This window comes from Arthrobacter sp. SLBN-53 (genome assembly GCF_006715585.1).
In the GTDB taxonomy this organism is placed as follows: domain Bacteria; phylum Actinomycetota; class Actinomycetes; order Mycobacteriales; family Mycobacteriaceae; genus Mycobacterium; species Mycobacterium neoaurum_A.
This window is the reverse complement of the sequence record NZ_VFNN01000001.1, coordinates 1,543,352-1,557,598: the sequence shown is the minus strand read 5'-3', so window position 1 is coordinate 1,557,598 and position 14,247 is coordinate 1,543,352. Positions and strand designations below refer to the sequence as shown.

General features: G+C 67.0%; 14 protein-coding genes. 13 read left to right on the top strand and 1 reads right to left on the bottom strand.

What is annotated here, in order from left to right; translation table 11 throughout:
• Positions 1-88: 88 nt before the first annotated feature.
• From FBY28_RS07360 to FBY28_RS07305, 12 genes are read left to right on the top strand one after another with little or no spacing between them, the layout of a single operon-like run.
• A complete protein-coding gene (locus tag FBY28_RS07360; protein WP_216847547.1) occupies positions 89-892 on the top strand; it encodes an MlaE family ABC transporter permease in 804 nt (267 codons plus the stop codon).
• Positions 889-1,731, top strand: a complete 843-nt coding sequence (locus tag FBY28_RS07355; RefSeq protein WP_141865513.1) for an MlaE family ABC transporter permease — start codon at positions 889-891, stop codon at positions 1,729-1,731. Before FBY28_RS07360 ends, FBY28_RS07355 begins: the two co-directional genes overlap by 4 nt.
• A gap of 2 nt (positions 1,732-1,733) precedes the next feature.
• On the top strand, positions 1,734-3,206 hold the full coding sequence (locus FBY28_RS07350; RefSeq protein ID WP_141865511.1) for an MCE family protein: 1,473 nt from the start codon (positions 1,734-1,736) through the stop codon (positions 3,204-3,206).
• 35 nt (positions 3,207-3,241) lie between these two features.
• A complete protein-coding gene (locus FBY28_RS07345) occupies positions 3,242-4,273 on the top strand; it encodes a virulence factor Mce family protein (protein ID WP_141865509.1) in 1,032 nt (343 codons plus the stop codon).
• Positions 4,270-5,634, top strand: a complete 1,365-nt coding sequence (locus FBY28_RS07340; RefSeq protein WP_141865507.1) for an MCE family protein — start codon at positions 4,270-4,272, stop codon at positions 5,632-5,634. Before FBY28_RS07345 ends, FBY28_RS07340 begins: the two co-directional genes overlap by 4 nt.
• The gene (locus FBY28_RS07335; RefSeq protein WP_216847546.1) at positions 5,631-6,977 is read left to right on the top strand and encodes an MCE family protein; all 1,347 of its coding nucleotides are present in this window, start codon (positions 5,631-5,633) and stop codon (positions 6,975-6,977) included. Before FBY28_RS07340 ends, FBY28_RS07335 begins: the two co-directional genes overlap by 4 nt.
• 26 nt (positions 6,978-7,003) lie before the next feature.
• Positions 7,004-8,119: an MCE family protein gene (locus FBY28_RS07330; protein WP_141865505.1), complete on the top strand. Its 1,116-nt coding sequence runs from the start codon at positions 7,004-7,006 to the stop codon at positions 8,117-8,119.
• Between the two features lies 1 nt (position 8,120).
• Entirely contained in the window at positions 8,121-9,587 is a 1,467-nt protein-coding gene (locus tag FBY28_RS07325) for an MCE family protein (RefSeq protein WP_141865503.1), read from the top strand.
• A complete protein-coding gene (locus FBY28_RS07320; RefSeq protein WP_174241560.1) occupies positions 9,551-10,228 on the top strand; it encodes an Rv1363c family protein in 678 nt (225 codons plus the stop codon). Before FBY28_RS07325 ends, FBY28_RS07320 begins: the two co-directional genes overlap by 37 nt.
• Positions 10,225-10,884 (top strand): hypothetical protein, encoded by a 660-nt coding sequence (locus FBY28_RS07315; protein ID WP_141865501.1) that lies wholly within the window; start codon positions 10,225-10,227, stop codon positions 10,882-10,884. Before FBY28_RS07320 ends, FBY28_RS07315 begins: the two co-directional genes overlap by 4 nt.
• Positions 10,885-10,887: 3 nt before the next feature.
• Positions 10,888-11,802, top strand: coding sequence for an alpha/beta fold hydrolase (locus FBY28_RS07310; protein ID WP_141865499.1), 915 nt, complete (start codon positions 10,888-10,890; stop codon positions 11,800-11,802).
• Complete coding sequence (locus FBY28_RS07305) at positions 11,789-13,042, top strand: WS/DGAT domain-containing protein (protein WP_141865497.1); 1,254 nt, start codon at positions 11,789-11,791, stop codon at positions 13,040-13,042. The genes FBY28_RS07310 and FBY28_RS07305 overlap by 14 nt, the downstream gene beginning before the upstream one ends.
• Positions 13,043-13,083: 41 nt before the next feature.
• On the opposite strand, the gene FBY28_RS07300 is transcribed toward FBY28_RS07305, so the two are convergent.
• On the bottom strand, positions 13,084-13,482 hold the full coding sequence (locus FBY28_RS07300; protein WP_141865495.1) for a RidA family protein: 399 nt from the start codon (positions 13,480-13,482) through the stop codon (positions 13,084-13,086).
• 232 nt (positions 13,483-13,714) lie between these two features.
• Between FBY28_RS07300 and FBY28_RS07295 the strand changes: the two genes are divergently transcribed.
• Positions 13,715-14,233, top strand: a complete 519-nt coding sequence (locus FBY28_RS07295) for a DoxX family protein (RefSeq protein WP_141865493.1) — start codon at positions 13,715-13,717, stop codon at positions 14,231-14,233.
• Positions 14,234-14,247: the final 14 nt, after the last annotated feature.

Below are 14,247 nucleotides of genomic sequence, written 5' to 3'. Positions count from 1 at the left end.
TGGTCATATCGTGTTCGGACCGGCCGGTACCTGCCGGCCCCGCGGACAGCGGGCATCGTCGAAGGGATTTCATGGCCATGCGGAGGTTGTGCGGCGTGAGGGCAACCCGCTGATGGCCGCGCAGGACGCCATCCCGAACGTCATCGCCAAACCCGTTCGTTCCTTCGGCGGATTCTTCTCGATGACGCTGGACGTGTTCACCCTGATGTTCCGTCCGCCGTTCGCCTGGCGCGAGTACATCCTCCAGTCCTGGTTCGTCGCACGAGTTTCGTTGCTGCCGACGCTGATGCTGACCGTCCCGTACACGGTTCTGCTCACCTTCACCTTCAATATCCTGCTGACCGAATTCGGCGCCGCCGACTTCTCCGGGACCGGCGCGGCCCTGGGCACCGTCACCCAGATCGGGCCCATCGTCACCGTTTTGGTCATCGCCGGTGCCGGTGCGACCGCCATGTGCGCCGACCTCGGAGCGCGCACCATCCGCGAGGAACTCGACGCCCTACGCGTGATGGGTGTGAATCCGATTCAGGCGTTGGTCATCCCGCGTGTGCTGGCCGCCACGACGGTGTCGCTGGCACTGTCGGCGACCGTGGTGCTGGTCGGTCTGACCGGGGCATACCTGTTCTGTGTGTATGTCCAGCACGTGTCACCGGGCGCCTTCGTGGCGGGCCTGACCCTGATCACCGGTCCGTCGGATGTGTTGGTCGCGCTGGTCAAGGCCGCGCTGTTCGGCCTCACTGCCGGTCTGATCGCCTGCTACAAGGGTATTTCGGTGGGCGGTGGGCCTGCGGGTGTCGGTAACGCCGTGAACGAGACGGTGGTGTTCACGTTCATGGCGCTGTTCGCCATCAACGTGGTCGCGACCGCGGTGGGTGTGAAGGCGACGATGTGACGACCACAGTGGGCCTGCGGGTCAAGCGAAGCGTCAACAGCGTCGTCGATTCCTGGAATCAGGTCGGCGAGCAAACCCAGTTCTTCGGTCGCACGCTGGTCTCCATCGGTGACGTCTTCATCCGGTACCCGAAAGAACTCGTCCGCCTCATCGCCCAGATGGGCCTGGGAACCGGTGCGCTGGCCATCATCGGCGGCACCGTGGCGATCGTCGGCTTCCTGACCGTCAGTACCGGTGCGCTGGTCGCCGTGCAGGGCTACAACCAGTTCTCCGAGATCGGCGTCGAGGCGCTGACCGGGTTCGCGTCGGCCTTCTTCAACGTCCGCCTCATCGCGCCGGCCACCACGGCGATCGCCTTGTCGGCCACCATCGGTGCCGGTGCCACCGCACAGCTGGGCGCCATGCGCATCAACGAAGAGATCGACGCGCTGGAGGTCATCGGCATCCGCAGCATCGCCTACCTGGCGTCCAGTCGCGTCATCGCCGGTGTGATCGTGGTGATTCCGCTGTATTGCGTCGGTGTGTTGATGTCGTTCTACGCGGCCAAGATCGGTACCACGGTGATCTACGGTCAGTCCAGCGGTATCTACGACCACTACTTCGACACCTTCCTCAACCCGATCGACCTCATCTGGTCCTTCGTCCAGTCGATCGCCATGGCCATCGTGATCATGCTGGTGCACACCTACTACGGTTTCACCGCCAGCGGTGGGCCCGCCGGCGTGGGTGAGGCGGTCGGTCGGGCGGTGCGCACCTCCCTGGTGATCTCCGCGTTCGTCGTCGTGATGATCTCCCTTGCGGTGTACGGGCAATCCGGCAACTTCAACCTGGCGGGTTAGCCATGGCAGCCACGAAACGTAACTCAGGGATCGCACCGGGCTGGTTCACGCTGCTGCTGGTGGTGTTCGTCATCGCCGCCATCTGGTTGTCCTTCTCGCTGTTCACCGGAAGCCTGCGCAGCACCGTCCCGGTGACGCTGACCTCGGATCGCTCGGGTCTGGTCATGGAGACCAACGCCAAGGTCAAGCTGCGCGGCGTCCAGGTCGGCAAGGTCGCCGCCATCAGCGGCGGCGACACCGAGAGCGCGTCGCCGGTGAAGCTGCGCCTGGATATCGATCCCGACCAGATCCGTTTCATCCCGGCCAATGTCGAGGCCAGGATCCGGTCCACCACGATCTTCGGCGCCAAATTCGTCGACCTGGTGTACCCGCCCGATCCGGATACCGCACGGCTGAGCGCCGGTCAGGTGCTGGTGTCGCAGAATGTCACCACCGAGGTCAACACCGTCTTCGAGAACCTCGTCGGCGTGCTCGACCAGGTGGACACCGCCAAACTCAACAGTGCGCTTGCGGCACTGGCCGAGGGGGTGCGGGGCCGCGGCGAGGTCATCGGCCGCGCCACCACCGATGCCAACCAGGTGCTGATCGCGCTCAACGACCGCAGTGACACCATCCGGGCCGACTGGCAGGCGCTGCAGGGCTTCAGCGCCGCCTACGGTGATGCCGCACAAGACATCCTGGCCACCCTGGACGCCGCGAGCACCACCGCGGTCACCATCAGCGAGAACTCCCGGCAGCTCGATGCACTGCTGTTGGCCACCACCGGGTTGTCCAACACCGGAATCGAACTGCTGGCACCGAATCAGCAGAATCTGATCAAGGCGATCAACACCCTGCAGCCGACAACGGACCTGTTGTTCAAGTACAGCCCGTCCTACACCTGCCTGCTGACCGGGGCGAAGTACCTGCTCGACCACGGCGGCTACGACGCCACCGGTGGTAACGGAAAATCGTTCATCCTGGATACCGCGCTGATGCTCGGCGACGATCCGTACTCCTATCCGCGTCATCTCCCGATCGTCGGGGCGAAGGGCGGACCCGGCGGCAAGCCGGGATGTGGCTCGCTGCCCAACGTCGACCAGAACTGGCCGGTGCGACAACTGGTCACCAACACCGGCTTCGGCAGCGGTCTGGACTGGCGGCCCAACCCGGGCATCTCCTTCCCGTTCTACGGAAACTGGTTGCCCGTCACCCGTGCGGTTCCCGAACCGCCCAGCATCCGGAACACCTTCGGCGGCCCGGCAATCGGACCGATCCCGTACCCGGGCGCCCCGGCCTACGGCGCACAGCTCTACGCCCCCGACGGCACGCCGCTGTGGCCGGGGCTGCCGCCCGCCCCGCCGCCGGGCGCTCCGCGCGACCCCGGTCCCCGGCCGGGTTCGGAACCGTTCATCGTGACCAACCCCGGCGTTCAGCCGACGCCGTTGCCCCCGCAACCGCTACCGGTACCGGCCGCACCCGGCCCGCCGTCCTGAAACCCCGACCCGCACCAGAGGAGACGTAGTCAGTCATGAAAGACAACTTGGGAGGCGCCATCTGGCGGCTCACCATCTTCCTGGCAGTGTGTCTGCTGGGTGTCTTCGGGCTGTTCGCGATCTTCTCGCAGCTGCGCTTCGGGGAGACCGAACAGGGTTACAAAGCCGAGTTCACCAATGTCAGCGGCATGGAGCCCGGTGACTTCGTCCGCATCGCCGGTGTGGAGGTCGGCAAGGTCGGCGATATGCAGATCCGCGACGACGGCACCGTGCTGGTCAACTTCAGCGCCGACTCGTCGGTGGTGATGACCAAGGGCACCCGCGCCGTCATCCGTTACGACGATCTGATCGGCGGACGTTACCTCGGTCTGCAGGAGGGCGCGGGCGACACCGAGCGACTGCAACCCGGTTCGACGATCCCGCTGGCCCGCACCGCACCCGCGCTGGATCTCGACGCGCTCATCGGCGGTTTCCGGCCGCTGTTCAAAGCCCTTCAGCCCGACCAGATCAACGCGTTGTCGGGCACGCTGATCAGTGCGTTGCAGGGCCAGGGCGCCACCATCGGATCGTTTCTCAATCAGACCGCCGCGTTGACCAACACGCTGGCCGACCGCGATCAACTGATCGGAGAGGTCATCGTCAACCTCAACACCGTGATGGGTTCGCTGGGCGACCAGAACGAGCAGTTCGCCAAGGGTGTCGACGGGCTGAGCCAGCTGGTCGACGGGCTCGCACAGCGCCGCACCGATATCGCCAACGGTGTCGCCTATGTCAGCGCCGCGGCGGGCAGTATCGCCGACCTGCTGGAGCAGGCCCGGCCGCCGTTGTCCAAGACCATCACCGAAACCGACAGGGCGGCGGGAATCGTCGTCGCCGACGCGGACTACTTCGACAACCTGATCAACACCCTGCCCGACGCCTACCAGGCGCTGGCCCGTCAAGGCATCTACGGTGACTTCTTCAGCTTCTACCTGTGCGATATCGTGCTCAAGCTCAACGGTAAGGGTGGTCAGCCGGTCTATGTGAAGGCGGCGGGGCAGAGCACCGGGAGGTGCACGCCGCGATGAAATCGTTCGCAGAGCGCAACCAATTGGTGGTCGGCGCAATCGGTTTGACGGTGCTGGCCGCCATCATCCTGGGTGCCCTGAACTACGACAAGCTGCCCTTCCTCAATGGTGGCCGCAACTATTCGGCATATTTCGCCGAGGCCGGCGGAATCCGCGAGGGCGCGACCGTGCAGGTCTCCGGTATGCGGGTCGGGCAGGTCTCGGGTGTCGAACTGCAAGGCCAGCAGGTGCTGGTCACGTTCAAGATCGACAACGATGTGCGCATCGGTGATCGCAGTGAGGCCGCGGTCAAGACCAAGAGCCTGCTCGGCACGAAATACCTTGAGGTGACACCGCGCGGGGACGGCCGGCAGGACGGCACCATCCCGATGGACCGCACCACCCCGGCCTATCAACTGCCCGACGCCCTGGGTGATCTGGCCTCGACCATCAGCGGTCTGAACACCGACCAGCTCTCCGACTCGCTGCGCGTGCTCTCGGAGACCTTCGCCGACACCCCACCGGAGTTGCGCGTCGCCATCGCCGGTGTGTCCCGGTTCTCCGAGACGCTCAACGAGCGTGATGCCGAACTGCGCAGCCTGCTGGGCAATGCCAACAAGGCCACCACCGTGCTCGCCGAGCGCAGTGCGCAGATCGTCACGTTGGTCCGCAGCAGCAACGCGTTGCTCGCCGAACTGCGCACCCAGACGGCCGCCCTGGATGCCATCTCGGGCAACATCTCGGCGCTGAGCCGCCAACTGCAGGGCTTCATCGCCGAGAACGACGAGACCATGAAGCCGGCGCTGGAAAAGCTCAACGGGGTGCTGACCATCCTGGACAACCGCAAGCAACGGTTGCAGCGCTCGCTGAAGCTGATCGGGGACTATGCGATGTCCCTCGGTGAATCCGTCTCGGGCGGACCGTTCTTCAAGTCCTATGTGGCCAACCTGCTGCCCGGCCAGTTCGTGCAGCCGTTCATCGACGCCGCATTCTCTGACCTGGGCCTCGACCCCAATGTCCTGCTGCCTTCGGAGCGCACCGACCCGCAGGTCGGCCAGCCGGGTACCCCGGCCATGCCGAACCCCTACCCGCGCACCGGACAGGGCGGTGAACCGCGCCTGACCCTGCCCGATGCCATCACCGGCAACCCGGGCGATCAGGGTTGTGGTCCACCGGGAATCCCGCTGCCCGGACCCACCGGGTGCTATCCGTACCGCGAGCCGCTGCCGGCACCGCCGCCCGGCGGCCCGCCACCGGGTCCGCCCGCGATCGCCCCGCCGGGCATCGCCTCCACCCCGACCCCGCCGGGGCCGGTGCTCGTCCCCGCACCCGGCGAGCCCGTCACGCACGGGTCCGGCGCACAACCGGGAGCAGGCCAGTGACGTCATCTTCGGCTCCGTCCCGGCACAACGCCGTGCGCATCACACTGGCCCTGGCCCTGGTCGCGATCCTCGGCGCCGGTGTCTACCTCGTGGTGCGCACCGCCGAGACGCTCCACCGCGTCAACGTGGTCGCCTACTTCGACAGCAGCAACGGCATCTTCGTCGGTGACGACGTGGTCATCCTCGGCGTACCGGTCGGCCGGATCGAGAAGATCGAGCCGGAACCGGAACGGGTCAAGATCTCGTTCTGGTACGACGGCAGCCACAAGGTGCCCGAGAACGTCAACGCGGCCATCCTGTCGCCGATGCTGGTGACCTCACGTGCCATTCAGCTGACCCCGACCTACTCCGAGGGGCCGGTCCTGCAGGACAATGCCGTCATCAGCCAGGACCGCACCGTGGTCCCCGTCGAATACGACGATGTCCGTGAGCAACTGCACCGCATCACCGAGACACTGCAGCCCACCGAACCCGGCGGCGTCAGCGAGCTGGGGGCGTTCATCAACACTGCGGCGGACAACCTGCGCGGTCAGGGCGCCGATATCCGCGCCACCCTGGTCAAGCTGTCCCAGGCGATCTCGGCGGTCGGCGATCACAGCACCGATGTGTTCGCCACGGTGAAGAACCTGTCGATCCTGGTCTCGGCGCTGCAGGACAGCACCGATGTGATGCGCTCGCTCAACCAGAACCTGGCTTCGGTGACCGGCACGCTGGCCGACAATCCCACCGAGGTGGGCAATGCGGTCCAGGATCTCTCCGAGACCGTCGGCCTGGTGCAGAATTTCGTGGCCGACAACCGTGAAACGCTGGGCACCACATCGGACAAGCTCGCCGGGGTGACCACGGCACTGAACGAGAGTCTCGGCGATCTCAAACAGTTCCTGCACGTCGCACCGACAAGCTTCCAGAACTACATCAACATCTACCAACCGGCTCAGGGCGCGGTGTCCAGCGTCCCGGTGATCAACAACTTCGCCAATCCGATCAGCTTCCTGTGCGGCGCGGTGCAGGCCGCCTCCCGACTCAACGCCGAGCAGTCCTCCAAGCTCTGCGTGCAGTACCTGGCGCCGATCGTGAAGAACCGGCAGTACAACTTCCTGCCGATCGGCCAGAACCTCGGTGTCACCGCCTCGGCACGGCCCAATGAGCTGACCTGGAGCGAGGATTGGCTGCGACCGGATTACATCCCGCCCGCCGGTCCGCCGCCACCGCCCGCGCCGGTGGATCCGAACAGTCCGGCGGCGCCGATGCCCGGCCCGCGGCTGGCCGCCGAACTCGCACAGCCGACCAACCCGGCCGCCGGGCTGCCCGGACTGATGGTGCCGACAGGACCCGGCTCATGAGGACCCGGCTTGTGAGGACCCGGCTTGTGAGGACACGGATACTCGGTTCGCTGCTGATCGTCGCGGCGGCCGCCACCGGGTGCCAGTGGAAGGGCCTGAATTCGGTGGCCCTACCCGGTGTGGAGGGACGCGGGCCGGGCTCGTACACCATCCAGGCCCAGATGCCCGATATCGACCACCTCTCCCCGAACTCACGGGTGCGGGTCGGGGATGTGACGGTCGGCAACGTGACCGGTATCGAACGACAGGGTTGGCACGCGCTGGTCACCATGAGCCTCAACGGTGACGTGGTGCTGCCCGCGAACGCGACCGCCACGCTCGGCCAGACCAGCCTGCTCGGATCACAGCACATCGAGCTCGCGGCCCCATCCGACGCACAGGGCCGCCTGCAGGCCGGCGCGGTGATCCCGCTGGCGTCCAGTGGTGCCTACCCGACCACCGAGCAGACGCTGGCGGCAATCTCGTTGCTGCTCAACGGCGGTGGGCTCGGCAATGTCCAGGACATCACCGCGGCGTTCAGTCAGGCGTTCACCGGCCGCGAGGCCGACCTGCGCAGCCTGATCGAACAGCTGGACCGATTCATCGCCTACAACAACGACCAGAAGGGCGATATCATCGCCGCCGCCGAGAGCCTGAACTCGCTGGTCGGTCAGGTCGCCGAGCAGAAGCCGGTGGTGGACAAGGCGTTGCAGACCCTGCCCCAGGCCGTCGAGGTGCTCAAGGATCAACGCGAGATCCTCGCCGAGGCGCTGGTGCAGCTCGGCAGGTTCAGCGCGCTGGCCGCCGACTCGACCAACCAGACCCGCGATGCGCTCGTCGCCGAGTTGAAAGCCCTTGGGCCCACGCTGGAATCGCTGGCCAATGCCGGTCCCGCCATGACCAGGGGACTGAGCTTCCTCACCACCTACCCGTTCCCCAAGGAAACGATCACCAACTGGATGCGCGGCGACTACGCCAACCTCACCCTGGTGGTCGACCTGACCCTGAGCCGGATGGACCAGGGCCTGTTCACCGGGACCCGGTGGGAGGGCGATCTCACCGAGCTGGAGATGCAATGGGGTCGCACGATCGGGCAGCTGCCCAGCCCGTACACCGCGGTGAATCCCCTTGTGGCGCCGTACCGATGGGATCAGGGGCGATGACATGGTGCTGACCAGGAGGATCCTGATTCAGGTGGCGGTCTTCATCGCCATCTCCATCGTCGCCATCGGCATCATGGCGTTCAGTTACATGCGGCTGCCCAACCTGTTGTTCGGCGCCGGCCACTACCGCGTCACCCTTGAGCTGCCCGAGACCGGCGGCCTCTACGAGCGCAGCAATGTCACCTACCGCGGTTCGCAGGTGGGCCGCGTCGAGAAGGTGGGCCTGACCGAGCGCGGCACCGTCGAGGCGGTGCTCTCCCTGGAGTCCGGCGTGGCCATCCCGGCGGACCTGGACGCCGCGGTGCACAGTCAGACGGCCGTCGGCGAACTGTTCGTCGAACTGCTGCCGCGCACCTCCGATGGGCCGGACCTGCGCGACGGGGATGTCATCCCGCTGGACCGCACCACGGTGCCGATGGACGTCAACACGCTGCTCGATGCCACCAACCGTGGGTTGCAGGCGATCCCCGGCGACAACCTGCGCACCGCCGTCGACGAGGCGTACCTGGCCGTCGGCGGGTTGGGACCGGACCTCAACCGCCTGGTGAAGGGTTCCACCGCGCTTGCCATCGACGCCCGCGCCAACCTGGACCCGCTGACCGCGCTGATCGATCAGTCCAAGCCCGTGCTGGACAGCCAGACCGACACCGCGGGCTCGATCAGGGCGTGGGCGTCCAACCTGGCGACCGTCACCGCCGAGCTGCGCGATCACGACGGCGCGGTGCGTTCGATCCTGCAGCAAGGACCGGGCGCGGCCGAGGAGGTGCGCGCGCTGCTCGACCGGTTGCAGCCGACACTGCCGATCGTGCTGGCCAACCTGGTCAACATCAACGAGGTGGCCATCGCCTACCAGCCCGCGCTGGAGCAGCTGCTGGTGCTGTTGCCGCAGGGCACCGCGACCACCCAGGCCACCGGTACGGCCAACCGCAACACCAAGCAGGACTACAAGGGCGCGTACCTGAACTTCAACCTGAACCTGAACCTGCCGCCGGCGTGCACCACCGGCTTCCTGCCTGCTCAGCAGCAACGGGTCGCGGCACTGGAGGACTATCCCGACCGACCGGCCGGCGATCTCTACTGCCGCATCCCGCAGGATTCGCCGAACAACGTTCGTGGTGCCCGCAACCTGCCGTGTATCACCGTCCCGGGCAAGCGGGCGCCCACGGTGGCCATGTGCGAGAGTGACGAGACCTACGTCCCGCTCAACGACGGCAACAACTGGAAGGGTGACCCCAACGCCACCCTGTCCGGTCAGGCCGTTCCCCAATTGCGTCCGGGCCAGCAACCGGCGGAGACGGTGCCGGCCCCGGCACCGGAACCGCCCGCCGTCGCGGCCGCCGAATATGATCCGGCGAGCGGCACGTACGTTGGACCGGACGGCAAGGTGTACACCCAGTCCAATCTGGGCAGCACCGCGAATGAGGAGCAAACATGGCAGACGATGCTGCTACCCCCACCGGGGCGGTGAGCGAGTCCGCAGCAGAGACCGCAGCGAAAGCCGAGGACACCGAGTCGGCAGAGGGTGTCCAGGAGGCTGCGGTATCGGAGGATCCGGAGGGCTCGCAGGATCCCGAGGGTGCTGAAGACTTCGACGCGGCGGAGAAGGCCGCGACGGCCGACAGCGGATCACACCTGCGGTTGGCGACCGTCCTCGGACTCGTCGTGGTGCTCGCCCTTGCCGGTCTGGTCGGCTGGCTGGGATTCCGGACCTACGAGTCCCAGAAGCTGGAAGCCAAGCGTGAGCTGTTCCTGCAGGTCGGCAGGCAGGGTGCGATCAACCTGACCACCATCGACTGGGAACATGCCGAGGGCGATGTCCAGCGCATTCTCGATTCGGCGACCGGATCTTTCTACGATGATTTCGAACAGCGTGCCGCGCCGTTCGTCGACGTGGTCAAGCAGGCACAGTCGAAATCGGTGGGTTCGGTCACCGAGGCCGGACTCGAGTCCGACACCGACACGGAGGCCCGTGTGCTGGTCGCGGTGACCGTGCAGACCTCCAATGCCGGTGCCGCCGAACAACAACCCCGACTGTGGCGGATGCGTGTCACCGTGCAGGACGTCGGCGATGATCAGGTGAAGGTGTCCAACGTGGAGTTCGTGCCGTGACCGAGAACAAGCCCGAATCCGACACTCCGGACGTGGAGTCCACCGCGGTCGAGCTCGACGAGACCGTCGCGTCGACCGACAGCCCGGAGAGCCCGGAGAGCCCGGAGAGCCCCGAGAGCCCGGAGAGCACCGAAGCCGCTGACGAATCCACCGGCGTATCCGCCGCCCAGGGGACCCGGTGGGGACGCGTACTCGCCTACGGCATCCTGCCCGGTCTGGCGCTCATCCTCGGCTTGGTCGCCGGATTCCTGAAGTGGCAGGACAACTCGGTACGCGACGGTGATCTCGCCCGCATCGAATCGGTCCAGGTGGCCAAGGACAGCACCGTGGCGCTGCTGTCGTATCAGCCCGACACCGTCGAGCAGCAACTGACCGATGCCCGCTCCCTGTTGACCGGAGATTTCGCCAACGCCTACACCGACCTGACCACCGATGTGGTCATTCCCGGTGCCAAGGAGAAGCAGATCTCGGCGGTGGCGACGGTTCCCGCGGCCGCCTCGGTGTCCGCGGATCCGAACAAGGCGGTGGTGATCGTCTTCGTCAATCAGACCGTCGTGGTCGGCGGTGACGCCCCGACCGATACCGCCTCCAGCGTGCGGGTGACCATGGAGAAGCACGGCGACCGCTGGCTCATCTCCGGCTTCGATCCGGTCTAGCGCGTGACGGCGGGGCCCCTGGACATCGTCACCGACGATGTCACGCTGCGCGCGCTTACCTGGGGTGACTGGACCGACGCGGCGGCGCCGGTGGCGGTCTGTCTGCACGGTTTCCCCGATACCGCCCACGGCTGGCGCGAGGTGGCGCCGCGGCTGGCCGATGCGGGCTGGCGGGTGGTGGCCCCGTTCATGCGCGGCTACGCACCGTCCTCGCTCTCGGCGCTGGACAGTTATCACGTCGGCGCGTTGATGGATGACGCGCTGCGGGTACTCGACGCCGCCGGACCGACCGGTCGCGATGTCATCATCGGGCACGACTGGGGTGCGATGGCGGCCACCGGGTTGGCGGCCATGCCGGACGGTCCGTTCGTGAAGGCTGCCATCATGTCGGTACCGCCCTCGGCGGCATTCCGCTCGCGCACCGGTCTTGCCGATGCCGGCCGGCTCATGGCACGCCTGCCCCGGCAGCTGCGCCGCAGCTGGTACATCCTGTTCTTCCAATTGCCGTGGCTGCCCGAGCGGGTCGCCGAGCGGGTGGTCCCGCGACTGTGGCGCGACTGGTCTCCGGGATATGACGGTGCCGAGGATGTCGGCCAGGTTCTGCGCGCCATCGGTGCGCCGGCGAACTGGCGGGCGGCGCTGGGCTACTACCGGGCGATGGTGCGCAACTCGCGGCCGCCGGTCCGCTACGCCGAATTGCAGCGGCACTGGTTGCAGGCGCCGCTGTTGCCGACGTTGTATCTGCACGGCAGCGATGACGGTTGTGCCTCAGCCGATTACACCGAGTGGGTACGTCGGGTGCTGCCACCGGGAAGCTCCGCGCAGGTCGTCGGCGGCGGCGGGCATTTCCTGCAGCTCGATCAGTCCGAGGCCACCGCGCACCACATCCTGGAGTTCATCGGAAGTGGCCACCGATAGGTTGACCGCGGTCGACGCCCAGATGTTCTGGCTGTCGGCCAAGATTCCCAACGACACCTTCCTGCTCTATGCCTTCGACGGTGTGCCCGACGATCTCGACGCGGCCATCGCCGAGCTGATCGTCGCTGCGCGTACCTCGGTCGATCTCACGCGCCGTGTGCACGACGAGTCCCGGTTGCATTACCCGGAGTGGGTGCCCGCCGCGGTGGGGCGGGAGTGCATCGCCACCCACCCGGCCGGCGGCTGGGCCGACTGCCTGTCGGCCGTGGTGGCGCTGGTCGACGGTCAACTCGATGCGCGGGTGATGCCTTGGCGGATCCACCTTTTCGTCGGTGTCGTCGGCGTTCCCGGTATCGCCGGGCCGGCAACCGTTGCGGTACTGCAGATCACCCATGCCCTCGGCGGGGGCGGGCGGACCTGTGCTCCGGCCGCGGTGATGTTCGGCAGGCGCGCCGTCGTGGAGCCGATCCGACCCAGGTACGGTCATCCGGCGCTGTTGGTGTGGCGCAGCATCGAGGCGGCAAGGGCGCACCGGGAGTTGTTGCGCGACAGCGAGATGGGCCGCGTGCCTGCTCCGGCTGCGACGCGACCGCCGTTGCGCACCAACGCCAGTCCGACAGGCCTGCGCAGCATGCGCGCGCTGGTGTTCGATCGCGCAAAGCTGGCAGGGTCGACGGTGACGGTCGCCGCGTTGTCGGCCATCTCGGCGGCGCTGGCCGCGCACTTGTCCGCACTGGGGGAGGACACGTCCACGTTGGGGGCGGAGGTCACGATGGCCAAACCGGGCCCGCGCCGGGCCTATAACCATTTCGGCACCGTCGGCGTCGGCCTGCATCCGGATCTGGTTGTGCCCCAACGCCGAGCGGCGATTGCCGGTGAACTCGCCGACCGCCGCGCCCGCGCCGCGCATCCGGCGATGCGTGCCTCCGATCGCGCCTTCGCGGCCACCCCGGCGCCCCTGCTGCGGTGGGGTGTGAGCCAGTTCGATCCGTCGGTGCGCCCGGCTGCGGTGACCGGGAACACCGTCGTCTCCAGTGTCAACTGTGGCCCGGCGGATTTCGCCTTCGGGGGGAGGCCGGTGCGGATGGCGGCGGCGTTCCCCGGGTTGTCGCCCATGGTCGGATTGACCCACTGTGTGACCGGCGTCGGTGACACCATCGCGGTCAGTGTGTTCGCCGCCGAGTCGGCGGTCGGCGACGTCGACGAGTACTTGGAGCGGTTGGGCTCCGCATTCTCCTAGATTTGTGGAGACGCACCCGCGCTGATGACGGCTGCGGCTCCTCAGATCACCGCGGTGGCGGTGAGCTCGATCAGCTGTGCGGGGTGGATGAACCCGGCCGCACCGATCCAGGTGCTGGTGGGCCGGTGTTCCCCGACCCAATCCCGCAGAATGGGAAGACATCCCGACAGCGCGGTCAGGTCACGGGCATAGATGGTCCAGGCGACCAGGCGGGTCCGGTCGGTGCCCGCGGCGACGAGCGAGCGATCGAGCACGTCGAGCACGAAACGGAGTTGCTCGGCGAGATCCGGACCGACCACGTCGAATTCGGGTGTCAGCGGTGCGATACCGGACACGTAGACCGTGCCACCGGCGATGACGGTCTGCGAGATGCCGAGTTCGGCAAACGACTGGGGACTCAGATAGCCGATCTCCGGTGCCGACCTGACGATATCGGTCATCGCGCGCCCGGCGATATGCTGCGCCCGGTCGCATACACCAGTGTTCTGAGCGGACAGCTCGGATACTGGAATTGCGGCTCCATTCTCATCGGCCCGCTCGCGGATTCATGCGTCCGAACACTACGCGTTTCACCGTTCATACAGCATCGATCACCGGCTTAGATTTCGCCGCGGTCCGCAATGTGGACGCCGGGATGGGCAGCGACCTGACAGATGGCCTAGATTCCGTCAGGTGGCTGAAGCTCCTCACGATGTTGCGCTGTTGGTCCTGCGGGTCGTCCTCGGCCTGACCATGGCCGCCCACGGGTACAACAAGTTCTTCGGCGGCGGCCGGATCCCTGGTACGGCCGGCTGGTTCGACAGCATCGGCATGAAGCCGGGCCTGTTCCATGCCCGGGTTGCCGCCAGTACCGAGATCGCCGCAGGCCTCGGCTTGGCGCTGGGCCTGCTGACCCCCGTCCCGGCCGCGGGGTTCGTCGCGCTGATGCTCGTCGCCGCCTGGACCGTGCACCGTCACAACGGCTTCTTCATCGTCAAGGAGGGTTGGGAGTACAACCTGGTGCTCGCGGTCGCCGCGGTGGCCATCGCCGGTACCGGACCCGGCCGCTACAGCCTCGATCACCTGCTGTTCCCGGATGTCGGTTGGCTGTCGGGGTGGGGTGGGCTGGCCATCGCGGCCGGACTCGGGTTGGCCGGCGGTATCGGGCAGTTGGTCCTCTTCTTCCGACCCCCGAGCACCACCTCTCGGTGATTTCGGTGAGGATA

Bases quoted from the DNA above. Each gene is read 5' to 3' on its own strand.
- FBY28_RS07350 (WP_141865511.1), top strand. From the start codon at position 1,734: ATGGCAGCCACGAAACGTAACTCAGGGATCGCACCGGGCTGGTTCACG.
- FBY28_RS07345 (WP_141865509.1), top strand. From the start codon at position 3,242: ATGAAAGACAACTTGGGAGGCGCCATCTGGCGGCTCACCATCTTCCTG.
- FBY28_RS07340 (WP_141865507.1), top strand. From the start codon at position 4,270: ATGAAATCGTTCGCAGAGCGCAACCAATTGGTGGTCGGCGCAATCGGT.
- FBY28_RS07325 (WP_141865503.1), top strand. From the start codon at position 8,121: ATGGTGCTGACCAGGAGGATCCTGATTCAGGTGGCGGTCTTCATCGCC.
- FBY28_RS07320 (WP_174241560.1), top strand. From the start codon at position 9,551: ATGGCAGACGATGCTGCTACCCCCACCGGGGCGGTGAGCGAGTCCGCA.
- FBY28_RS07300 (WP_141865495.1), bottom strand. From the start codon at position 13,482: ATGACCGATATCGTCAGGTCGGCACCGGAGATCGGCTATCTGAGTCCC.